Source organism: Micromonospora sp. NPDC002411 (genome assembly GCF_053592955.1).
The window spans coordinates 1-21,455 of the sequence record NZ_JBSFBM010000041.1 but is presented as its reverse complement, the minus strand read 5'-3'; the positions used below and the strand labels follow the sequence as shown (position 1 = coordinate 21,455).

The following is a 21,455-nucleotide window of genomic DNA, read 5'->3' as shown; positions in this document are numbered from 1 at the left end:
CTGTGCGTACCACATCAGGACCGCGAGCGGCGGTGGCCGCGCTCGCCGCGGCGCTGGCGCTCGGCGTTGCCGGTTGCGTCCCGCCCGACGAGCCGGACACTCAGTCGCCGAGCGACGGCGGCAACGCCGTACAGCAACTCGGCCAGCTCACCGTGGCAACTGCCGGCTCGATGAAGGGCTACAGCAGAGACCACTTCCCGCACTGGCGGAACACCGGCAAGAACTGCGACGTGCGGGACAGCATTCTCCAGCGCGACGGCAAGGACGTGAAGCTCTCGGGCTGCAACGTGGTCGGCGGGCGCTGGGAGAGCGTGTACGACGGCCGTAGCGCCGCCGACCCTTCGGACGTGGACATCGACCACATGGTCCCGTTGGCCAACGCCTGGCGCTCGGGCGCCGACGAGTGGGACGACCAAAAGCGTGGCGACTTCGCCAACGACACCACACGTCCGCAGCTCATCGCGGTTTCCGCGTCCTCCAACCGGGCAAAGGGTGACCAGGACCCGTCCCAGTGGAAGCCGGCGAACCGCGAGTACTGGTGCAAGTACGCCGAAAGCTGGGTGACGGTCAAGCACTACTGGCGGTTGACGGTGACCAGCGCCGAGAAAACCGCCCTGACCGACATGCTGGAGGGCTGCACAGTGGGAAACGCGTCGTGACGGCCGCTGAGGAGAGCGGCCCGGCGGCCGCAGGCATGACCGCCGACGGCACTGCCGAGACTCCCGCCGCCGTGCCGGGTGCCGGGATGGTCGCGGATTCCGGCGGCGCGGCCAGCCCGCAGAGCCGTACCTCAGACATCGTGCCCGGCCCCGGCGGCGTGATGACCGACGAGGTCGGCGTCGTCACCGGCGACCTGACCCTGCGCACCGAGTACGCCGACGGCAAGGTCACCCTTCGGGTGCAGTACAAGGACGCGGACGAGTGGTACGCGGTCACCGGCACGTCGGTGGCGTTGGCCGATCCGGCGGGGCTGGACGCGGTGCACGGTGTCGCCGTGGGCCTGCTGAACCGACCCGAGGGCTGAACCCCCGTCGACCGGCCCGCCGCGCTCGCCCCGACCGTTGATCGGGGCGAGCGGGCTTCGTCAGACGTACGAGCCGGGCTCGGTGGGCGCGGAGACCACGGCGGGCGCTTCGCCCTCGTCCTCGGGGCGGACGATCTGCGCGCTGACCTGGTGCGGGCGTAGCTCGCCGCTGGCGATCTGCTCGGCGAAGTGGCAGGCCACCCGGCTGACGCCGATCTCCCGCAGCACGGGTCGCTCGTCGGCGCAGCGGGTGGGCTGCGCCCAGGGGCAGCGCGTGTGGAAACGGCAGCCGGACGGCGGGTTGGCCGGCGACGGCAGGTCACCGGCGAGCAGGATCCGCTCCCGACGGTCCTCCACATCCGGGTCCGGCACCGGCACCGCCGACATCAACGCCCGGGTGTACGGGTGCAGCGGCTCGGTGTAGAGCCGGTCGCTCGGCGCTTCCTCGACCAGCGCGCCCAGGTACATGACGCCGACGGTGTCGGAGATGTGCCGGACCACCGCGAGGTCGTGCGCGATCACCAGGTAGGTCAGCCCGAGGCTGTCCTGGAGTTCGTCGAGCAGGTTGACCACCTGGGCCTGGATCGAGACGTCGAGCGCCGAGACCGGCTCGTCGGCGACGATCAGCTCCGGCCCGAGCACCAGCGCGCGGGCGATGCCGATGCGTTGCCGCTGCCCACCGGAGAACTCGTGTGGGTAGCGGGACAGCGCCCAGCGGGGCAGCCCCACCGCGTCCAGGGTCTCGCCGATGATCCGACGACGGTCGGTGCGGTCGGCACCGATCCCGTGGGTCTGCATGCCCTCGGTCAGGATCGACTCGACGTTCTGCCGGGGGTCGAGGCTGGACATCGGATCCTGGAAGATCATCTGCATCCGGCGACGCATGCTGCGCAGCTTGCCCGACGGCAGCGTGGTCAGCTCGACGCCGTCGAACTCGACCTCGCCGGCGGTCGGCGGGGTGAGCTGGAGCAGCGCCCGACCCAGCGTGGACTTGCCGCAGCCGGACTCGCCGACCAGGCCGTACGTCTTGCCCCGCGGGATGCTGAGGTCCACCCCGTCGACGGCCTTGACGTGGCCGACCACCCGGTCGAACAGCACACCCCGCTTGATCGGGAAGTGCACCTTCAGGTCGCGTACCTCGACGAGGATGTCGTTGTCGCTCACGCTGGTTCCTCCTCGCGCGGGGCGGGCACCATGCCGGGCACCGGCTCCGGGTTGACGCACCGGTAGCTACGTCCGTCGTGTGCCTGCACCAACTCCGGCGGCTCACCCACGCACTCGTCGGTCCGCCGGGCGCAGCGCGGGGCGAAGGCACAACCCTCCGGCCAGGGCAGCAGGTCGCGGACCGAGCCGGGGATCGGGCTGAGCTTCTCGCCCCGCCCGGCGTCCAGGCGGGGCACCGAGCCGAGCAGACCCACTGTGTACGGGTGCCGCGGCTGGCGGAACAGTGGACGGCGGCGGGCCGTCTCCACCACCCGGCCGCCGTAGAGCACGTTGACGGTGTCGCACATGCCGGCCACCACACCCAGATCGTGCGTGATCATCAGCAGTGCGGTGCCGGAGTCCCGGACCAGTTCCTTGAGCAGTTCCAGGATCTGGGCCTGGATGGTGACGTCCAGGGCGGTGGTCGGCTCGTCGGCGATCAGCAGCCGAGGCTGGCAGGCCACCGCCATCGCGATGAGCGCACGCTGGCGCATCCCACCGGAGAGCTGGTGCGGGTACTCCTTGAGCCGCCGCTTCGGGTCGGGAATGCCGACCCGGTCCAGCAGCTCCGCCGCCTCCTTCGCCGCGGCCGCACCCTTCATCCCCCGGTGCCGGGTCAACACCTCGGTCACCTGCAACCCGATCGGAATCACCGGGTTCAGCGAGGACAGCGGGTCCTGGAAGATCATCGCGATGTCCCGACCACGGATGTCCCGCCGCGACCGGTCGTCGAGCTGGAGCAGGTCGGTGCCGTCGAAGACGGCCTTGCCGCCGACGCGCAGGCCCGGCTGCTTCGGCAGCAAGCCCATGATCGCGAGCGAGGTGACGCTCTTGCCGCAGCCAGACTCGCCGACCAGGCCGACCACCTCACCGGCGTCGACCGAGAAGGACACCCCGTCGACGGCGTGCACGGCCCGCTGGCCGCGCCGGGCGAACGTGACGGAGAGATCATCAACTTCGAGCAGTGCCATTACTGGGCCTACTTCCGCAGCTTCGGGTCGAGGGCCTCACGCATCGCCTCACCGAGCAGGGTGAAGCCGAGCGCGGTGATGATGATCGCGACGGCCGGGTAGATCGCCAGCGACGGCCGGATGCCGAGGTACTGCTGCGCGTCGGCGAGCATGACGCCCCACTCCGGTACGGCGGTGTCCGGGTTGCCCAGGCCGAGGAAGGACAGCGCCGCGGCCTCGATGATCGCGGTGGCCAGGGTCAGGGTGGCCTGCACGATCACCGGCGCGAGCGAGTTCGGCACCACGTGGGTCAGCGCGATCTTCGACTTCTTCACGCCGAGCGAGGTGGCCGCCAGCACGTAGTCGCTGTTGGCCTGGGAGATCATCGAGCCGCGCAGCAGCCGGGCGAATACCGGCACCGAGACCACGCCGACCGCGATCATCACGGTGGTCAGGCTGGCCCCGAGCAGGGCGGCGATGCTCACCGCCAGCAGCAGGCTCGGCATCGCCAGCAGCATGTCGATGAAGCGCATCAGGGTGGTGTCGACCCACCGCCCCCACCGGCCACCGAGACCGGCCGCCGCACCCGAGATGCCACCGATCAGCGCGCCGATGGCCAGACCGATCAGGGTGGACACCACACCGACCAGCAGGGTCTGCCGGGCGCCCACGATCATCCGGCTGAACTCGTCCCGGCCCTGGTGGTCGTACCCGAACCAGTGGTCACCGTCGGGGCCGGGAATGACACCCGGCTTGATCAGCCCTTCCCGGATGCCGATCGTGTCGGTCGGCGCGTACGGCACGAGGAACGGGCCGAGCACCGCGACCAGCACGAAGAGCGCCAGGATGACCGCGCCGACGATCGCGGCCGGGTTGCCGCGCAGCCGGCGGAACGCCTCCTGCCACAGGCTGACGCCCCGCTCGTCGTCACGGGCGGCCAACTCGGAGAGCCGGTCGATCTTTTCGCGCTTCTTGCCCGGGCTGAGTGTCATCGCACCCTCACCCTCGGGTCGATGAAGCTGTAGGAGAGGTCGACCAGCAGGTTCACCAGCACGTACACCACCGCGATGATCAGAATGAAGCCCATCAGCACCGGATAGTCGCGCTGGCCGATGGCCTCGGCGACGAACGCTCCGATGCCACTGAAGGCGAAGACGGTCTCGGTCAGCACGGCGCCGGAGAGCAGGCCGCCGGCGAGCAGACCGATCGAGGTGGCCACCGGCAGCATCGCGTTGCGCAGCACGTGCCGGCGACGGACCGTCTGCTCGGTCAGGCCCTTGGCCTCGGCGGTGCGTACGAAGTCCTCGTTGAGCACCTCCAGCACACTCGCCCGGGTGATCCGGACGATGATCGCCAGCGGAATGCTGGCCAGCGCGATGCTGGGCAGCACCAGATGCCAGAGGGCGTCGGCCGCGGCGTCCCACTCACGGGTCATCAACCCGTCGAGGACGAAGAAGTTGGTGACCCGGGTCGCCCCGAGCGTCGGGTCCTGCCGACCGCTGGACGGGAACCAGTGCAGGTTCTCCGAGAAGATCGCCTTGAGCACGTAGCCCAGGAAGAAGACCGGGATGCAGATGCCGATCAGCGAGCCGCCCACGGACGCGTGGTCCAGGAAGCGGCCGCGACGACGGGCGGCCAGGTAACCCAGCGGGATGCCGACACCGATCGCGATGATCATCGCGGTGATGGTCAGCTCGACGGTGCCGGGGAAGCGCTCGATGAACTCCGTGGTGACCGCCCGCTTGGTGGAGGTCGAGGTGCCCAGGTCGAGCTTGATCAGCCGACGGACGAAACGGCCGTACTGCACCAGGATGGGCTCGTCGAGCCCCATGTTGCGCCGGATGGCAGCCCGCATCTCGGGGGTGCCGCGCTCGCCGAGGATGGCGGTCTCGGGGCCGCCGGGGAGCCGGCGGAGCCAGATGAAGAGCAGGAGGGAGAGCCCGAACAGCGTGGGTATCAGCTGAAGCAGGCGTCTGACGATGAACCGGAACACGGCGGCCTCGAAGGGGTGCGGAGGGTTGCGGGCGGGCGCTGTGCGACAGCGCCCGCCCGCGTTCCTTGCTGCGTCAGATCAGGACTTACTTGTACTCGGCGGTCGAGAACCGCTCGTCGGTGAGCGGGCTCGCCTTGACGCCGGTCACGTCCTTGCCGAACACGATCGCCGGCGGCGAGTGCGAGATCGGCACACCGGGCAGGAAGTCCATGACGGACTTGTTCAGGGCCTTGTACTTCTCGGTCCGGGCCGCGATGTCAGCGGTGGTGTCCGCGTCCTTGAACTGGTCGAACAGGGCCTTGTTGTTGAAGCCCCACTCGTCCTTCGGCCGGTCGAAGAAGGTACCGATGAAGTTGTAGGCGTCGCCGTAGTCACCGGTCCAGCCCAGGAAGTGGATGTCGTGCTTGCTACCCGAGGTGGTGGCGTTCAGGTAGTCCGGGCTCCACTTCAGCGGGATCGCCTCGACGGTGATGCCGACAGCCTTCAGGTCCGCCGACAGCAGCTCGAAGATGTCCTTCGGGTTCGGCATGTACGGCCGGGTGACCTCGGTCGGGTAGTGGAACTTCAGCGTCAGGTTCGACGCGCCCGCCTCGGCCAGCAGCGCCTTCGCCTTGGTCGGGTCGTAGGTGTACTTCGTGACGTCGCCGTTCCAACCCTCGACGGTGTCCGGCATGAAGTTGTCGGCGACCTTGGCACCGGGCGGCAGCTTGGAGGTGACCAGCTGCTGACGGTTCAGGGCGTACGCGATGGCCTGCCGGACACGGATGTCGGCGAGCTTCGGGTTGCCCTTCTGGTTGATCGCCAGGTAGAGCACGTTGAACGCCGGGCGGGTGAGCATGTTGAAGCCCTCGGACTTCAGCGGCTCGACGTCGGCCGGGCCAACCAGGTCGTAGCCCTGGATGTCACCGGAGCGCAGCGCCTGCTTGCGGGCGTTCTCGTCCGAGATCGTCTTGAAGATGAGGGTCTTCAGCTTGGCCTTGGTGCCGGCGTAGTCGTCGTTGCGCTCCAGGGTGAGCGTCTTGTTGGCGACGTCCCAGGCCTTGAACTTGAACGGGCCGGTGCCGGTCGGGTGCGCCGTCGCGTACGCCGGGTACTTGATGTCCTCGGCGGTGCCCGCGACGTTGCTCGCGTCGAACTCCTGCAGCGCCTTCGGGCTGTGGATGGAGAACGAGGGGAGCATCAGCGCGGCCGGGATCTTGCTGGAGACCCGCGTGAAGGACAGGTCCACAGTGGTGGCGTCCTTGGCGGCGCAGGACTTGAAGAGGCTCGGCGGCAGCTCCGCGTCCTCGTTCTTGGCGAAGCCGCCCATGACGTCCTGCCAGTACGCGGTCACGTCCGGGCTCTGCATGAGGCCCTTGGCGTTGTACCAGCGGTTGAAGTTGACGCAGACGGCCTCGGCGTTGAAGTCGGTGCCGTCGTGGAACTTCACGCCCGAGCGGAGCTTGAAGGTCCAGGTGGTGCCCGCTGCGTCCGGGGTCCAGGACTCGGCCAGACCCGGGGTGACCTTGGTGCCACCCTCCTCCGGCCGGACCAGAGTCTCGAAGACCTGACGCGCCACGCGCAGCGACTCACCGTCGCTGGCGAAGCTCGGGTCGAGCACCTTCGGGTCTCCGGCTACGCCGAAGACGAGGGTGTCCTTCTTGCTACCGCCGGATTTGTCGTCGCGGTTGCTCTCGGCGCAGCCTGCTACCGCGAGGGCCGCGACCGCGACGGCCGCGATCGCGACCTTCGGCCTGGGTGCACGCATGTGTGCTTCACCTCGTCCTTGGGGGTACGGACAACGTGGTGACAGGGGTCACCGATGGCGGTGACCATAGCTCTCGTTACGTCCACCCGGAAACTGCCAGGTGGACGGTTGGTATCGGATCGTGCCTCAAGCGCCGGTTGACTTTCGATTCGAAGGTAAATGACCCCTCAAACCGATCAATCCGCACCCGCGATGCCAAACTGTTACGTCGAACAGCCCCGATGAGGGATCAAGTGTCAGATCAATTCCGGGCAGTGACGAAGCGATGGCCGACACCCCGGGGGGTGCCGGCCATCGGCTGTAAGGAAGGGGATCAGACCGCGCGGCGGCCCTCGAAGGCCCGACCGAGGGTGATCTCGTCGGCGTACTCCAGGTCGCCGCCGACCGGCAGCCCACTGGCCAGCCGGGTCACCGAGATGCCCATCGGCTTCACCATCAGCGCCAGGTAGGTGGCGGTCGCCTCGCCCTCGGTGTTGGGATCGGTGGCCAGGATCAACTCCCGCACCGCGCCTCCGCCGAGTCGGATCAGCAGCTCCCGGATGCGGAGATTGTCCGGGCCGATCCCCTCCAGCGGATTGATCGCACCGCCCAACACGTGGTAGCGACCGCGGAACTCACCGGTCCGCTCGATGGCCACCACGTCCTTGGGCTCCTCCACCACGCACAGCACCTCGTCGGTGCGGCGCGGGTCGCGGCAGATCCGGCACTGCTCGGACTCGGCCACGTTGTAGCAGGTCGTGCAGAACCGCACCAGCTCCTTGACCTTGCGCAGGGCGCCGGCCAGCCGGTTGACGTCGGCCGGGTCCGCCGACAGGACGTGGAACGCGATCCGCTGGGCGCTCTTCGGGCCCACGCCCGGCAACCGGCCCAGCTCGTCGATCAGGTCCTGGATGGCACCTTCGTACATCTGCCGGCTCAGAAACCGGGCAGGCCGAGGCCGCCCATGCCACCGGCGACCGGGCCCATCTTGCGCTCGGTCAGCTCGCGGGCCGCCTCGGCGGCGTTGTGCACGGCGGCGACGACCAGGTCCTCAAGCGTCTCCACGTCGTCCGCGTCGACGGCCTTCGGGTCGATCTTGATGGCCTTCAGCTCACCGGAGCCGGAGACGGTCGCCGTGACCAGCCCACCGCCGGCGGTGCCGGTCAGCTCGGCCTCGGCCAGCTCGGCCTGGGCGGCGGCGATCTGCTGCTGCATCTTCTGCGCCTGCTTCAGCATCTGCTGCATGTTCGGCTGTCCACCTGGGCGCACGGATGGCTCCTTCTCGCACTCGTCTGCTCGGCCGCCGCCCAGCCTATCCGCTGGGACCGACCCTGCCCCGCCCGGTGCGTCCGCCCACGCCGGGCCCAGAAAGCGGCCGCGCGGGGGTGGCGTGGCTCAAAGTCGGTCGCGCTGCTCGCGCAACAGCGACTCGACGGCGACGACGGTGTCCGGGAGCCGGTCGGCGGGGCTGACCGCGCGGACGAAGATGAGGACCTCGTCAGCCATCTCGACGGCCGAGATCGCGCGCGCCTCCGCCTCCAGGAAGGCCATCGCTGGCCCGTCGCGGCCGGCGATGGTGACCTTGTCGTGGTTCGCCAACTGCAACTCGATGCAGGAGTGGCTGAACTCCGCCGCCGCCTGGCTGGACTCGAATTCGAGCAGGGTGACCGTGACGGCGGTGTTGTCCGGTTGGGTCCACGCCGCACCGGCGGCATGGCGCAGGTCGGCGCGTACCTGCGGGGTCAGCAGTAGGTGCTGCGTGTCCGCGCCCGGCAGGAGCCGGTCGAAGTCGACAGTGTCGTTGGTAGCGATCGGAACGGCTGGTGTCGAGTCAGCCGGACCGGCAACCACCAGCGCACCGAGGTCAGGCCTCGGCTCGGGCATCTGATCGCCCTGAAGGGCACCCAGGGCGATCAGTGACAGAAACGGGGTCGCCAGGGCGAAGGCCAGTCCGGCGAGGCTACCGGCCACGAGGCTGACGATCAGGACGAGGCGATGCCACCACGGCTTGACCGGCGGGTGGGGGCCCTGCCCGGTGAACGGTTCCGCCTCCGTCGGCACACGCGTGCCCGGCGCGGCGGGGTCCTCGGTGGTGGCGATTCACACATCCTGGCAACGCCGCGACACGCCGTCCATCCCCGCAACGGGTACGGCTGGCACTACCCCGAACCGGCCATCTGCCGGTAGTGCGCCACGAACCACCCACCTGGTGTGCTCAAGGGCATGAATATCAGCCGCTCCGGCCGGATCGGCGCGCTGTGCTGGGTTGCGGCCGCCCCGCTCTTCCTCGTCGCCAATCTGGTCACCGGTCTGCGGTGGCGCGACCCGACCTACAGTTGGGCCACCCACAACATCAGCGACCTCGGCAACGCGCACTGCGGCATCTGGGACACCAGTCGCCCCCGCTACGTGTGCTCGCCCTGGCATCCGCTCACGAACGTCGCGACACTCACCACCGCCGTGTTGCTCGCCGTCGGAATCCTGCTGACCTGGCGGATCCTCGGTCGCGGGGGCATGGTGCGCGCGGCCCAGACGCTCCTGCTGCTGGCCGCCTGCGGGTACGCCCTGGTCGCCCTCTACCCGGCCGACGTCGACGAGAACCTGCACGTCCTCGGCGCATTCCTGATCATGGGCCTGGGCAACGTCGGTCTGCTCCTCGCCGGCTTCGCGCCGGGCACCACGCCGCTCGGCCGGTGGCGACGTCTCACCCTCACCGCCGGGATCATCGCCCTGGCCGGGACGGCGCTGTTCTTCGCCCAGCAGGGGGTCGGGATCGGCGTGGGCGGCATGGAACGAGTAGCCGTCCTGCCCTACCCCCTCTGGACCTGCTGCCTAGGAGTCCTACTAGCCGAAACCCCAGCCCCAGCCCCCGCCCCCGCTCGCGTCGATCATGGAGTAGTGGTGTCCGAATAGACCAGTAGCAGGCGGCTTGTCACCACCACAACTCCATGATCGACGGGGTTAGCGGGCGTCGACCTCGTCGATCTTCTCAGCGCCGAAGGTCTCGCGGAGCAGCCGTACCGCCTGCTCTTCACTGGACTCCCGGGCGGTCTTCTCGTCGATGACCTCGTCCAACGGCTCGTCGCCCGGGTCGAAGCCCTCGTAGACCGGAGTCGCCGCCGGGGCCGCCCCACCCGGCCGACCACCGCGGGTCGGTCCGTCGAAGTCCGGGTCGTAGGGCGGCTCGCCCGCCCATTCGGCGTCCGCGATGGGCCGGGACGCCGCTGGGGTACGCGTACCGCGCCCCGCCGCCGCCGCGCGAGCCGCGGCGATGGCGCTGCTCACCGGTGCGGCACCGGCTGACGCCGGCTGCCGGGCCGCTGGCGTCGGGTTGCCCCGCCCGCCCGCCTGACCACCACCGGTGGCCCCGCCGGAGCCGTTCGCCCCGATGCCGTGAGCGCTACCGCTGCTCGGTGCGGTGCTGGACGCAGCAGCGAAGCCGGGGGTGTTTCCGGCCGACGCGCCGCCGGGGCGGGCGGCTTCCGGCCAGTCCTCGTCGTCCTTCGCCTCGGCGACGGGGGCACCGCCGCCGGGGAGCGCTGCCTCCGGCCAGTCGTCCTCGTCGTCGGCCGCCGCCGTGGGCTGCGCGCCACCCTGCTGGCCCGCGCCGTGGCCGCCCTGCCCGCCACGAACGGCGGTGCCTCCGGGCCGACCACCGGTAGCGCCGGCCGAACCTGCGGCGGACGGCGCGCTGGTCGGGCCGGTGGAAACCGGCGACGTCGGCGCACTCACCGGTCGGGCAACGGCCTCACGGTTCGGCGCGGCGCTCGGGCCAGGCGCGGCATTCAAGTTCGGCGCGGCGTTCGAGTTCGGCGCGGCGCTCGGGTTCGGCGCGGCGCTCGGACTCGGCGCAGCGGGTGGCGCGCTCGTCGGGCTGGCGGCGGCGGTCGCGTTCGGCGCGGCGGGTCGGGCCGGAGCGGCGGGCTGTGAGCGCTGCGGGCTGGACAGCGATACGCCGCCACGCTCACCGGCCACCTCGCACCGGATCTGCCAGCGCCCGCCCAACTCCTCGTAGAGCGCGTCGGTCAGCACGGCCGAGTGGTCGGCCATCATCTTGGCCAGCACTGTCGACTTCACCGTCAGCACCAGCATGTCGCCGTCGAGTTCGCGGACCACCGCGTCGCGCATCAGGGCGGCGATCCGCTTGTTGGTCCGGTTGACCTTGCCGACCACGTCGGGCCAGACCCGGCGGACCGCGACCGCGTCCAGCGCGGCGGCCGGCGCACCCGGACGAGGCGGCACCGGGGTGGCCGGGTCGGGAAGCACCGCCGACGGCGGCACCGCACGGCGCGGTGCCGACGAGCCCTCACCGGAACCAGGGCCAGCCGAACCAGGGCCAGCCGAAGGGGTGCCGGCTGAACCGTGGGCAGCAGAGCCGGGGCCGGCCGGGGAGACGGGCCCCAGACCGGTGGTCGCCGCCGACGCACCGGGCGACGCCGGGATCGGCGAATCGGCGGTCGGGACGCCCGGCGCCGGAGTGCCCTGGGCAGCGGCGCTCCGGGTCGGGGACGCGGCCGGGTCGACATCCCACGGCGGTGCGGAGGTCGGGGCGTTGGCGGGTGCGGGGTTGGCGGCAGCCGGAACCGGAGGGGCCTGCTGTGGGCGTACCCCCGGGTTGTTGGTCGGCGCGAAGCCGGCGACGGCCGACGGCGCGTCGGTGCCGCTCAGGGTGAGCCGACGTTCCATCCGCTCCAGGCGCTGGAGCAGGCCGCCGGTGGAGTCGTCCACGCCGGGGAGCAGCATCCGGGCGCAGATCAGCTCCAGCAGCAGGCGGGGAGCTGTGGTGCCGCGCATCTCCACCAGGCCGTCGTGCACGATGTCGGCGCAGCGGGAGAGCGTGGCCGAGCCGAGTTGCGAGGCTTGGGCGGCCATCCGCTCGATCTGGTCGGCCGGGGCGTCGATCAGACCCTTCGCGGCGGCGTCCGGCACCTGCTGGATCACGATCAGGTCGCGGAGCCGTTCCAGCAGGTCGGAGGCGAACCGGCGCATGTCGTGCCCGGCCTCGGCGACCCGGTCGACGGTGGCGTACGCGGCCGCGCCGTCACCGGCGGCCAGCGCGTCGCACATCTCGTCGATCAGCGCGGAGTCGGTGACCCCGAGCAGCGAGACGGCCCGCGCGTAGCTGACCCCCTCCGCGCCGGCGCCGGCGATGAGCTGGTCGAGTACGGAGAGGCTGTCCCGCATGCTGCCGCCACCGGCGCGCACCACGAGCGGGAAGACCGCCGGCTCGACGGCGACGCCCTCGGCCTGGGTGAGCTGCTCCAGGTACGGGCGGACCACCTTCGGCGGGAAGAGCCGGAACGGGTAGTGGTGGGTCCGCGACCGGATCGTGCCGAGGACCTTCTCCGGCTCGGTGGTGGCGAAGATGAACTTGACGTACTCCGGGGGCTCCTCGACCAGCTTGAGCAGGGCGTTGAAGCCCTGGGTCGAGACCATGTGCGCCTCGTCGATGATGTAGATCTTGAAGCGGCTGCTGGCCGGTGCGAAGAAGGCACGCTCGCGCAGCTCACGGGCGTCGTCAACACCACCGTGGCTGGCCGCGTCGATCTCGATCACGTCGATCGAGCCGGCGCCGTCGGCGGCCAGCGAGCGGCAGGACGCGCACTTGCCGCACGGCTCGGGAGTGGGGCCCTGCTCACAGTTGAGCGAGCGGGCCATGATCCGGGCGCTGGTGGTCTTGCCGCAGCCACGAGGGCCGGAGAAGAGGTACGCGTGGTTGAGCCGGCCGCTACGCAGCGCCTGCGACAGCGGCTCGGTCACGTGCTCCTGACCGATGACCTCAGCGAAGGTACGCGGCCGGTACTTGCGGTAGAGCGCCAGCGTCACTCGTCCCGCCTCCTCTCGACCGAGCCATTCTGCGCCGGTCGGGCGCGGGTGACCACCCACCCCGCCGAATGGCCGAGGCTGCCGCGCCCTGCCGCCGCGTTGCCGTGGGTTGCCGCGCGTTGCCGTGGGTTGATCGACTCCACATCGCCGATCTGGCGGTATCGACTGCCCGGGACAGCCCCACCTCGCCGACCTGGTGTGGATCAAGGCCCCGGAGCAGGGCCCCGGAGACAAAAAGGCCTCCCGTGCACCCGGCAGAGCTCGCTTATCCTTGCTGCCTTCCGGCCCTGGGGAGGTTCACGAGATACCGCCGCACGGGAGGTGCCGCCAAGCCTACCCGACCGCCCGTCGATCTTCAGGGGGTGGTGGGGTGGCCCGCCCGACGGGGGCCTGTATCCTGGCTCGCGGAGGATTCGCCTAGAGGCCTAGGGCGCACGCTTGGAAAGCGTGTTGGGTTTACACCCTCACGAGTTCGAATCTCGTATCCTCCGCTCGCGTGAGCAGCACCAACGACAGGGCCGGCCCCACGGGGACCGGCCCTGAGTCGTCTGCGAGGGCGTCAGCCGACCACCTGGACGTCTTCCGCACCCTGCCCGGAGAACCACGCCGCGAGCGCGACGCCACCCAGCGACCGCGACGCCCCCTCGTCGACGAGGACCGGACCGATGACGGCACCCTTCGCGCCGTCGAGTTGGCAGCCGAACATCCGCGCGCCGCTCAACATCACCGGCATGCTCGTACTGCCCAGCGTGCACCAGCGCATGCTGGCCAGTTCGAGGTCGGCGTCGCGCAGGTCGGTCTGGTAGAGCGTGGCGGAGTTGAGGACCGAACGGCGGAGGTCCGCCCCGGCCAGCACGGCGTGGTCGAGTTGCGCGGAGAACAGGCGAGCCGAGGGGAACCGCGCCCGACCGGCCGAGCAGCCGACCACCGTCGCCTTCGCCAGGTCGGCGGAGGTGAGATCCGCGCCCTCCAACTCGGCGTTGGCCAGGTTGGCGTCGGCGAGGTTGGCCCCCTCGAACCGGACGTCGGCCAGGCGGGAGTTGGCGAGATAGGCGCCGGCCAGGTCGAGTCGGCTGAGGTCCGCCCCGCGAAAATCGAGGAAATCACCAGTGAGGTACGCCGTGTCGGGCGACGCGGCGAGCCACTCCTCAAGTGCGGCCCGAGCGTCCGGGTTGTCCGGCCAGCGGATCACGTCGCCGCTGGTCCGTCGATATCTGCTCACCGCCCGTGCTGGTCGTCCGCCCCGTCCACGGCGGGGTCGGCGGCGCGCAGTTGCTGCCCGACACGTTCGGCGATCTCACGAGCGGCCGGTGAATCGGTGCCCAGGGTTTCGCCGATGATTTCCTGCGCCCGGTCCGCCAACTGCCGCTTGGCGACACCGATCGTGTTCATGATCGTCCGTGCGACGACGTCGGGTGCGACCCGCTGGATCCGTTGGCCCAGTTGCAGGTCGACCAATGCGCCCACCGAGTCGACGGTGACCTCCACCAGCCCGTTGCCGTCGGCAGCGGTCACCCGTAGGGCCTGGATGCGGTCACTCATCGCGTCGGTGGCGGTCGCCAGCTGGTCGAGGCGACCTTTCCACTCCGCGAGCCGGTCCATCGCGCCATCCGGGTCAAGCAGCCCTGCCGTGTTGGGAACCTCGGCCATCATGTGTCCCCTCGGTCGCTCAAGGTGATCATGCTCAGCGATGGGAGATTAACACGAGCGGCCTTCACGACAGTCCAGGTGAGACGCCGGCAGCTGCCACCCCCGACACCCTCAACCCCGGGCGCGCGCCCAGGAGAGGAAGCGTTCAGTCAGTCGGGCCGGGTCCACCTCGGAGAGCTGCGTGCTGGCCTCGGCCTGGAGTGTCGCCAGGTAGATGGTCAACGCCAGCCGGTCACGCCGGTACTCGCCGAGCAGTCGCAGCTTCGCCGCGGAGCAGGGCCAGGCAATGCCGCACGCCGCGCAGCGCCAGGTGGGGCGGGTCGGTAGGTGGTTTCGGTGGCGGCGGCGGGGCATGGGCGGGGCCTCCTTCGGCGCTGGAAGGGTGCCGCCCCGCCTCCCCGTCGGGACGGCACCCGGACTGACGCCGACCGCCGGGCTCCTGCGCCTCCACCGGTCACGCCGTCTTCTGCGAACCACCCTCTGGCGCGTTACCGGACAAGCACACCCCGTAACGATATGGTTTTCAGATATTCGAGACATCCGATGGAGGGGCCGTGAACGACGCACTTCGGGTGGCGCTCAGCGACACCGGGCACAGCATCGAATCCCTCGCCGAGACCGTCGGTGTCGACCCGAAGACCGTGGGGCGTTGGTTGACCGAGGGCCGCATCCCGCATCCTCGGCACCGCTTTGCGGCAGCCGAAGCCCTTCACAAGGACGTGTCGGACATCTGGCCGGACACTTCAAGACGTCGTGACCCCATTTGGTTCCGTCCGTGGCAGGAGATCGAGCGCGAGGCGGTGTCGCTTCGCTGGTTCGAGTCGACGGTCCTGCCGGGGTTGCTCCAGACCGAGGCGTACGCCCGCGCGGTGCTGAGCGGCGCGGGCCTGATCCCCCGTGGTGACGTCGAACGGCTCCTCACCGTCCGGCTCGGTCGGCAAAGCGTGCTCAGACGGGACGACCCGCCGCAGTTCACGGCCGTCGTCGACGAGGCGGTCATCCGCCGCCCGGTAGGCGGCGGGTCGACAATGCGCGAGCAACTGTTGGCCGTGGCGGCGGCGTGCGCCGAACCGCACATCCGGGTGCACGTCGTGCCCAGCACGGTCGGCGCGTACGCCGGCCTGAACGGGCCGTTCGTTATCGCGCACAGCGACGACCACCGGGTCGCCGGCTACCTGGACAACCAACTCCAGGGACAAGTCGCTAGCGACCCCGACGACATCGCGGCCATGATGGCGGCATGGGAGAACGTGCGCGGGGAGGCGCTGTCCCACCGGCAGTCGGTCGATCTCATCACGGAGGTGGCGGAGTCATGGAGTTGAACGGCGTCATGGAGCTGAACGGCGCCCGATGGCGCAAGAGCACCCGCAGCAGCGGAAATGGCGGCGCATGCGTCGAGGTCGCCGACAACCTGCCCGACGTCGTCGGCGTACGCGATTCGAAGGACCCGGCCGGCCCGGCGCTCACCTTCACGCCGACGGCGTGGCGCGCGTTCGTCACCCGACTCGGTCCGCGGGTCTGACCAGGACCCGCCCTTCGAGGAGTCAACGCCCGCTGGAAAGCAGTGGAGGGGCCTTGCGCTTGCGATTCGAGCATCGTGACACCGAGACACACGCGGACATCGTCGATCGTGTGTGGCGCACCCGCAGCGACGCGGAAGACACGATGACATCGGCGGCGCGCACATGCTGCCAACTGATATTCACGCGGATGCAGGGGCAGCTACTTGTCAGCCTGCGCGGGCCGGAGACCAGGGCGACCACGGCGCCGGTCCCGCCGGACGCCGAGTTCTTCGGCATCCGGCTCACGCTCGGAACCGTTCTTCGGCCGCATCCCGCAGCCTCGATCGTCGACGATTACGCGCCCTTCCCAGTGACGGACTCGGGCCGGATAGTCATCGGCGGCGAGGCCTGGGAGGCGCCGACGTACGAAAACATCGAGCAGTTCGTCGGGCGCCTGCGGGACGCGGGTCTGCTGGTGCGGTCACGCCTGGAGCGCCTCGCCGGGCACCCCGGGGACCAGCCGTCCAATCGAACGCTTCAGCGGCAGTACCGCGCGATCACCGGCCTCTCGCGCACCGCCGTGACGCAGATCGACCGCGTGAACGCGGCGGCCACGATGCTGCGCGACGGGCTCGGTTGGAGCACAGCCGTCGAGACGCTGGGGTACTTCGACCAGGCTCACCTGGCCCGCTCTCTGCGGCGCTACGTCGGGCGCACCGTGGGAGGGCTGCGAGCGGTCGACGGCGCTTCGATGTCGTTCCTGTACAAGACCGAGCCGTCGCCAGGCAGCTAACGTCCGTTCTCCGGCCGCCCCGGCGGCTGCCAAGAACCGGAATCCGGAGGAGAACTGTGCTGCTCAGCGTCAACGTCTTCGTCAGCCTCGACGGGGTCATGCAAGGACCGGGAGCCCCCGACGAGGACCGCTCGGGCGGCTTCGACCGCGGCGGATGGCTCGTCCCGCACGCATCAGCGCACACCAACGAGGTCGTCGAGGGCTGGTTCCGGGAGGCGGACGCCTTCCTCTTCGGCCGCACGAGCTACGGCCTGCTCGGCGGGTACTGGCCCAAGGTCACCGCACCCGGCAACCTGATCGCCACCAAGCTGAACACGCTGCCGAAGTACGTCGTCAGCAGGACGCTGACTGACGAGGAGGCCGACTGGAGCCCGACCACGGTCCTCCGCACCGGCATCGTCGACGACGTGCGCCGACTCAAGGGGCTCCCCGGCAAGGAGCTCCAGGTCCATGGCAGTTGGAAACTCGTGCAGGAGCTGCACCAGGCCGGGCTTGTCGACCTCTACCGGCTACTCCAGTACCCCGTCGTGGTCGGCACCGGAAAACGCCTGTTTCCCGAGGGAACGACGCCTGCGACATTCGCCTCCGAGGGAAGCGAGCGTGTGCTGCCCGGCGGCGTCGTCTCACTGACGCTGACTCCCACGAACCGTGGCGTGCTCCCTGCGGGCGCGTACACCGTGACGAGCGGACGCTCGACGCCGGTCCTCGACTGACGCGACACCCCTACCGGTCGTACACATGTTCTATCCACAGGCTGTGGACAGCGACCCAGACCTCAGGAGCCGTCGCGGAGGTCGGCCAGGCGTTCGGGCCGGAAGCTGATGTTGTCGAAGGTCACGTCGCACCCCTCGCCGGTCGGCGACTGACCGGCGAAGCCGATCCGGTCGCGGGCCGTGTCGCCGTCGAAGCTGAACACGCGGATCAACTGCCAGGTCCTGCCGTCGAGCGAGGCGTGGTAGGCGTAGACCCGGCCGATTCGTGAGACCCGCAGCCAGACCGACCGGTCGGCCACGACGAAGGAGTTCGCGTCGTCGGCGACACCCCGGCAGATGACCGACACGATCATCGGCTCGGCCTCGGGTGAGAACTCGAAGCACAACTTGCCCCAGCACCGCTCGTCCCGCCAGATCAGGAGCACCCCGGCGTCGAAGGTCGCGGCGAAGGCCACGGAGACGCGGGCACTGAACTGGAAGTCCCCCTCCGGCGGCAGGTCACCGAGCAGCGTCGCCGCGTTGAGGACGGGCTCCGGGGCATCCTGGCCCGCGCCGCCACTGGGGTCGATGAAGATGTCGGTGCGGGGCTGCGCCGACACCGTCACCGCACCGGCCCCCTCGTCCACCCGCCAGAGCCCTTCGGGCGACGGCGCGAGCGGGGACGGCATACCGGGGACGATCAACTGGTCAGCCATGACCAGGACCGTACAACGGGTCCCGGCGGGAAACCTGCCGCCGCCGGGCGGGTACGGTCCGGGGATCGACGCCGGTCGGCCCGGAATCCGTCGTACACATGTTCTATCCACAGGCTGTGGACGGCGGAGGGATTCGATGGCATACCAGCTCAGCGCGGTGGTCGCGGACGTCGAACTACTCCGCGAGCAGACCGCCGAGCTGGATCACGCGGTCCTCGGCGAGCTGCGCCAGGATTTCGGGCTGCTGCCGGTCACCCCGCAGTTGGTGGTGGAGCTGACCGGGTCGCTGCCGGATTTCGCGACGGACGACCGCAGCGCCGAGCACCCGTTCGGCCTGGTGTTGTCGCCCGCGCTCGTCGAGTCGCTGATCCGCTGGTCGGAGGCGGGGCCGGTGGCCTACCTGGAGGCGGAGTTCGGCGGTGGCGCCGGCTACCAGTCGGCGGCGGTGTGGCTGGGTGGGACGCTGACCTGGGGGCCGCACTTCGACGACGAGTTGGACACGTCGCGCGAACAGTGGCCGATCAACGGCGCGCTCGCCCGCCTCGGCGTCGAGCCCGGCGATTGGATCGACCCGTTCGCCGAACTGGGGTTGCACCTGGAGCGCAACACCGAGGGTTGGCTGGCGCACGGGCGACGTCGACTCAGCGCCGACTACTGGGACGAGCTGGTCGAACAGTGGGAAAACCAGTAATCCGGCTGCCGCCAGCAACCTGAACGCTCCCGTTCCGTTGGGGACTGGGGGATTCCATGAAATTGCGACAATTTACTTTTATTGCCATGCTGATGACGGCTGCCTCGATCGCCGGCAGCGGCGTACCGCCAACCGGGTCGATCCCGGACGGCCGGCCCGCCGGCAGCGTGGAGATCATCGACCTGAACGGCCTGCGCAACGTCGAGTTCGGCGACACCGAGGACGAGCTGACCCGACGCGGCATCCTGCGTACCAGCCTGGATTCCTGCGGGCCCATGCTCGTCGGCCACGACACGGTCAGCCCGGTCTTCATGGAGGACAGACTGGTGCTGCTCTGGGTCGGTGATCCAATGCGGACACCCGAGGGCATCACCGCGGGCTCACCCGTCGACCAGGTCTGGGCGCGCTACCCGCTGGTCACCCGGCTCGACGCTCCACACGGGACGCACCGCCTCGACGGGCTGCTCGCCCGCAGCGGCGACCGCGCGTACCTGTTCCTGCACGACGGGCGCACGGTCCGAAAGACCATCGCGGGGTACGCGGACTGGGCCCGCCGCCTCTTCGACGAGGGTGCGGGCCCATGCTGAACCGCCGGTCAGGTCAGCGGTCGAAGGACCGCCAGAAGCCGTACTTGTGGGCCGCCGCGAAATCGTTCGTTCCCGACCCACCGTCACCGGCCAGCACCCGCACGTAGGAAGAACCGCCACCCAGCCGAGGCCAGCCCGCCCGGCCCGTCCGGGCGAAGTCGGTCCAGGTCCGGACCATGGTGTCGGAGAGCCGCCGCTGGGTCGGCGTCAGCGTCTCGGCGTAGTCGACAGTGAACAGGTACGGCAACTCGGCGCAGTGGTACGCGCCGACGGGAAAGGTCGGCTCGGGCCCCTCGGTGAAGAACGGGGCGTCCTCGTCGGCGAACTCGTACGCGAACGTCGGCACCCGCCGAGCGAACGCCATCGCCGCGGAGTAGACCGGCTCGGCGTAGTCGTGATCGGTCAGCACCGCGCCCAACGTCGCGCTGGCGGGCTGCGCCTCGTCGCGCGGATAGTGGGCCAGCACCTCCTCGGCCCGGTCACCGAACATGGCGCGGACCTGGTCGCGGTACTGCTCGTCGGTGAGCGGGCACGACTCGGGCTCCTGGTCCGGCTTCGGCGGCTTCGGGCAGTTGAGCCCACTGCGTTCCATCCCCCACACCACGAGCCGGGACTCGTGCCGGTTCATCCCGGTCAACACCGGCACCGGGTGCAGCCTGCCGGTCGTCAGCGCGTACGCCGGGTCCACCGGCAGCGTGCGGCCGTCGACGACCGGGCCGAGGTCCATCCCCGCGCCCGGATAGCCGGCCGTCTCGACGAGCCGGGCGGGATCAGTCGCGCGCAGGCAGGCGGCGACCGCAGCCGGGGCGGTGCAGCCGACCCGCCGGGCGAACTCCTCGGCGGCCCCGACCGCGTCGGCCCGAGTCTGGACCGGGTTCGCGCACGAGTTGCTCTGCATGATCGCGCGGTGGAACAGGCCCGCGGCTGCCGGTGCGGCGAGCTGCGCGCAGACGCTGGTCGCCCCTGCGGACTGGCCGAACACTGTGACGTTGCCCGGGTCACCGCCGAAGGCCGCCGCGTTGCGCCGCACCCAGCGCAGCGCGGCCTGCTGGTCCTGCAACGCGAAGTTGCCGGTGATCCCGTCCGCGCCGGCCAGCGCCGGATGCGCCAGGAAACCGAGCGCGCCGAGCCGGTAGTTCAGCGTGACGACGATGACGTCACCGCCGACCGCCAGCCGCTGGCCGCCGTACCCGTCTCCGCTTCCGAACCGGAAGTCCCCGCCGTGCAACCACACCATGACGGGACGAGGTGTCCGTGCGGCGGAGCGCGGAGTGGTGACGTTCAGGTAGAGGCAGTCCTCGGACTCCGAGGGTGCGTCCATCGGTAACCCCTTCAGTTGCGCGCAGGCCGCACCCGGTCGAGTCGCGTCACGTACCCCCGTCCATTTCGGACCGGGCTGCGGTGGGGCCCAGCGCAGCGGGCCCAGCGGCGGACGCGCGTACGGGATGCCCTGAAACGACAGGTGATCCGCCGCGACGCCGCCCCGCAGAGCGCCCTGGTCGGTCCGGACGACGGCCGCGCTCCGGCGGTCGTCGTCGGCCGTGGCCGGGCCGGCGACCATCGTCGGCGCGAGGAGCGCGACAGCGCCCAGTGCGAAGACCCATCGGGGGTACGGGATGCTGGTCATGGTCTGCCCCTCCGTCGAGGCCGGTACGGCGTACGCACCGGGCTGCATCGACCATGTCGACTCGGCAGCCGAGCGGCCAGAGGGCACTAGTACGCCAGCCAGAGAGACGCACGAGGATCGGCAGGGCGGCAGCCAGTGCTCTAGTGCGCTACGGTCACCTCCCGAGCAGCGGAGGTCCGGTGACGGAGATGGACGACCTCACTCCCCCCTACCTGCGCATCGTCGCCGAGTTACGGCGGCGCATCACGGAGGGCGAGTTGAGCCCCGGCGACCGGGTCCCGTCAACCCGGCAGATCGTCCGGGAGTGGGGCGTCGCCATGGCGACCGCCAGCCGCGCCCTCACCGCCCTACGGCAGGAGAGCCTGGTCCGGGCGGTGCCGGGCGTGGGCATGGTGGTGACCGGCGCGGAGCCGGCCACCCCCGGTAGAGCGACATGGTGGGGACGTCCAGCTCGGTCGCGATTCGTCGCATGCTC

The 21,455-nt window shown here is 70.3% G+C and carries 24 protein-coding genes, 1 tRNA gene and 1 other RNA gene; 11 read left to right on the top strand and 15 right to left on the bottom strand.

What is annotated here, in order from left to right:
* The first annotated feature begins 2 nt into the window (after window positions 1–2).
* Both ACWCO3_RS08035 and ACWCO3_RS08030 read left to right on the top strand, forming a co-directional pair.
* Window positions 3–659, top strand: a complete 657-nt coding sequence (locus tag ACWCO3_RS08035) for an HNH endonuclease family protein (protein WP_145778533.1) — start codon at window positions 3–5, stop codon at window positions 657–659.
* Complete coding sequence (locus ACWCO3_RS08030; protein ID WP_145785413.1) at window positions 635–1,024, top strand: hypothetical protein; 390 nt, start codon at window positions 635–637, stop codon at window positions 1,022–1,024. Before ACWCO3_RS08035 ends, ACWCO3_RS08030 begins: the two co-directional genes overlap by 25 nt.
* Before the next feature lie 60 nt (window positions 1,025–1,084).
* Here the strand turns inward: ACWCO3_RS08030 and ACWCO3_RS08025 are convergent, their stop codons facing one another.
* From ACWCO3_RS08025 to ACWCO3_RS07990, 8 genes are all read right to left on the bottom strand, one after another.
* Window positions 1,085–2,188 (bottom strand): ABC transporter ATP-binding protein, encoded by a 1,104-nt coding sequence (locus ACWCO3_RS08025; protein WP_145778532.1) that lies wholly within the window; start codon window positions 2,186–2,188, stop codon window positions 1,085–1,087.
* Window positions 2,185–3,198 carry an ABC transporter ATP-binding protein gene (locus ACWCO3_RS08020; protein ID WP_450009084.1) on the bottom strand — a complete coding sequence of 338 codons (1,014 nt, stop codon included), beginning with the start codon at window positions 3,196–3,198 and terminating at the stop codon, window positions 2,185–2,187. Before ACWCO3_RS08020 ends, ACWCO3_RS08025 begins: the two co-directional genes overlap by 4 nt.
* A gap of 8 nt (window positions 3,199–3,206) precedes the next feature.
* Entirely contained in the window at window positions 3,207–4,169 is a 963-nt protein-coding gene (locus tag ACWCO3_RS08015; RefSeq protein ID WP_030328130.1) for an ABC transporter permease, read from the bottom strand.
* Complete coding sequence (locus tag ACWCO3_RS08010; protein WP_145778530.1) at window positions 4,166–5,170, bottom strand: ABC transporter permease; 1,005 nt, start codon at window positions 5,168–5,170, stop codon at window positions 4,166–4,168. The genes ACWCO3_RS08015 and ACWCO3_RS08010 overlap by 4 nt, the downstream gene beginning before the upstream one ends.
* 85 nt (window positions 5,171–5,255) lie before the next feature.
* Window positions 5,256–6,917 (bottom strand): ABC transporter substrate-binding protein, encoded by a 1,662-nt coding sequence (locus ACWCO3_RS08005; RefSeq protein ID WP_357935297.1) that lies wholly within the window; start codon window positions 6,915–6,917, stop codon window positions 5,256–5,258.
* 313 nt (window positions 6,918–7,230) lie between these two features.
* Window positions 7,231–7,824, bottom strand: a complete 594-nt coding sequence (gene recR, locus ACWCO3_RS08000; RefSeq protein ID WP_145778528.1) for a recombination mediator RecR — start codon at window positions 7,822–7,824, stop codon at window positions 7,231–7,233.
* 8 nt (window positions 7,825–7,832) lie between these two features.
* On the bottom strand, window positions 7,833–8,141 hold the full coding sequence (locus ACWCO3_RS07995; protein WP_030489880.1) for a YbaB/EbfC family nucleoid-associated protein: 309 nt from the start codon (window positions 8,139–8,141) through the stop codon (window positions 7,833–7,835).
* 150 nt (window positions 8,142–8,291) lie between these two features.
* Complete coding sequence (locus ACWCO3_RS07990; RefSeq protein WP_167524749.1) at window positions 8,292–8,867, bottom strand: hypothetical protein; 576 nt, start codon at window positions 8,865–8,867, stop codon at window positions 8,292–8,294.
* 252 nt (window positions 8,868–9,119) lie between these two features.
* On the opposite strand from ACWCO3_RS07990, the gene ACWCO3_RS07985 reads away from it, so the two are divergent.
* Window positions 9,120–9,809 (top strand): DUF998 domain-containing protein, encoded by a 690-nt coding sequence (locus ACWCO3_RS07985; protein ID WP_145778526.1) that lies wholly within the window; start codon window positions 9,120–9,122, stop codon window positions 9,807–9,809.
* Window positions 9,810–9,857: 48 nt separating this feature from the next.
* Here the strand turns inward: ACWCO3_RS07985 and ACWCO3_RS07980 are convergent, their stop codons facing one another.
* Both ACWCO3_RS07980 and ffs read right to left on the bottom strand, forming a co-directional pair.
* Complete coding sequence (locus ACWCO3_RS07980; RefSeq protein WP_450009080.1) at window positions 9,858–12,722, bottom strand: DNA polymerase III subunit gamma and tau; 2,865 nt, start codon at window positions 12,720–12,722, stop codon at window positions 9,858–9,860.
* A 234-nt stretch (window positions 12,723–12,956) separates the two neighbouring features.
* Window positions 12,957–13,046: signal recognition particle sRNA small type (gene ffs, locus ACWCO3_RS07975), an RNA gene on the bottom strand.
* Between the two features lie 82 nt (window positions 13,047–13,128).
* Between ffs and ACWCO3_RS07970 the strand changes: the two genes are divergently transcribed.
* A tRNA-Ser gene (locus ACWCO3_RS07970) sits at window positions 13,129–13,213 on the top strand.
* A gap of 68 nt (window positions 13,214–13,281) precedes the next feature.
* Here ACWCO3_RS07970 and ACWCO3_RS07965 read toward each other — a convergent pair.
* From ACWCO3_RS07965 to ACWCO3_RS07955, 3 genes are all read right to left on the bottom strand, one after another.
* Entirely contained in the window at window positions 13,282–13,944 is a 663-nt protein-coding gene (locus tag ACWCO3_RS07965; RefSeq protein WP_450009078.1) for a pentapeptide repeat-containing protein, read from the bottom strand.
* Window positions 13,941–14,372: a YbaB/EbfC family nucleoid-associated protein gene (locus ACWCO3_RS07960; protein ID WP_354882784.1), complete on the bottom strand. Its 432-nt coding sequence runs from the start codon at window positions 14,370–14,372 to the stop codon at window positions 13,941–13,943. The genes ACWCO3_RS07965 and ACWCO3_RS07960 overlap by 4 nt, the downstream gene beginning before the upstream one ends.
* Before the next feature lie 111 nt (window positions 14,373–14,483).
* A complete protein-coding gene (locus ACWCO3_RS07955; protein WP_450009076.1) occupies window positions 14,484–14,726 on the bottom strand; it encodes a flavin reductase in 243 nt (80 codons plus the stop codon).
* Between the two features lie 200 nt (window positions 14,727–14,926).
* Between ACWCO3_RS07955 and ACWCO3_RS07950 the strand changes: the two genes are divergently transcribed.
* From ACWCO3_RS07950 to ACWCO3_RS07935, 4 genes are read left to right on the top strand one after another with little or no spacing between them, the layout of a single operon-like run.
* The gene (locus tag ACWCO3_RS07950; RefSeq protein WP_450009074.1) at window positions 14,927–15,694 is read left to right on the top strand and encodes a helix-turn-helix domain-containing protein; all 768 of its coding nucleotides are present in this window, start codon (window positions 14,927–14,929) and stop codon (window positions 15,692–15,694) included.
* Window positions 15,695–15,702: 8 nt separating this feature from the next.
* Window positions 15,703–15,894, top strand: a complete 192-nt coding sequence (locus ACWCO3_RS07945) for a DUF397 domain-containing protein (RefSeq protein ID WP_450009091.1) — start codon at window positions 15,703–15,705, stop codon at window positions 15,892–15,894.
* A 59-nt stretch (window positions 15,895–15,953) separates the two neighbouring features.
* Window positions 15,954–16,667, top strand: coding sequence for an AraC family transcriptional regulator (locus ACWCO3_RS07940; protein ID WP_450009072.1), 714 nt, complete (start codon window positions 15,954–15,956; stop codon window positions 16,665–16,667).
* A gap of 56 nt (window positions 16,668–16,723) precedes the next feature.
* The gene (locus tag ACWCO3_RS07935; RefSeq protein ID WP_450009070.1) at window positions 16,724–17,380 is read left to right on the top strand and encodes a dihydrofolate reductase family protein; all 657 of its coding nucleotides are present in this window, start codon (window positions 16,724–16,726) and stop codon (window positions 17,378–17,380) included.
* Between the two features lie 62 nt (window positions 17,381–17,442).
* Here the strand turns inward: ACWCO3_RS07935 and ACWCO3_RS07930 are convergent, their stop codons facing one another.
* Entirely contained in the window at window positions 17,443–18,075 is a 633-nt protein-coding gene (locus ACWCO3_RS07930) for a DUF1349 domain-containing protein (RefSeq protein ID WP_355026529.1), read from the bottom strand.
* A gap of 136 nt (window positions 18,076–18,211) precedes the next feature.
* On the opposite strand from ACWCO3_RS07930, the gene ACWCO3_RS07925 reads away from it, so the two are divergent.
* Together ACWCO3_RS07925 and ACWCO3_RS07920 are read left to right on the top strand one after the other, a co-directional pair.
* Window positions 18,212–18,766 carry a hypothetical protein gene (locus tag ACWCO3_RS07925; RefSeq protein ID WP_358052426.1) on the top strand — a complete coding sequence of 185 codons (555 nt, stop codon included), beginning with the start codon at window positions 18,212–18,214 and terminating at the stop codon, window positions 18,764–18,766.
* A gap of 92 nt (window positions 18,767–18,858) precedes the next feature.
* On the top strand, window positions 18,859–19,353 hold the full coding sequence (locus ACWCO3_RS07920; protein ID WP_208744912.1) for a hypothetical protein: 495 nt from the start codon (window positions 18,859–18,861) through the stop codon (window positions 19,351–19,353).
* Between the two features lie 13 nt (window positions 19,354–19,366).
* Here the strand turns inward: ACWCO3_RS07920 and ACWCO3_RS07915 are convergent, their stop codons facing one another.
* Entirely contained in the window at window positions 19,367–20,980 is a 1,614-nt protein-coding gene (locus ACWCO3_RS07915; protein ID WP_450009067.1) for a carboxylesterase/lipase family protein, read from the bottom strand.
* Window positions 20,981–21,168: 188 nt separating this feature from the next.
* Between ACWCO3_RS07915 and ACWCO3_RS07910 the strand changes: the two genes are divergently transcribed.
* Window positions 21,169–21,455, top strand: a 287-nt coding sequence (locus tag ACWCO3_RS07910) for a GntR family transcriptional regulator (RefSeq protein WP_450009089.1), incomplete at its 3' end; no start/stop codon positions are given.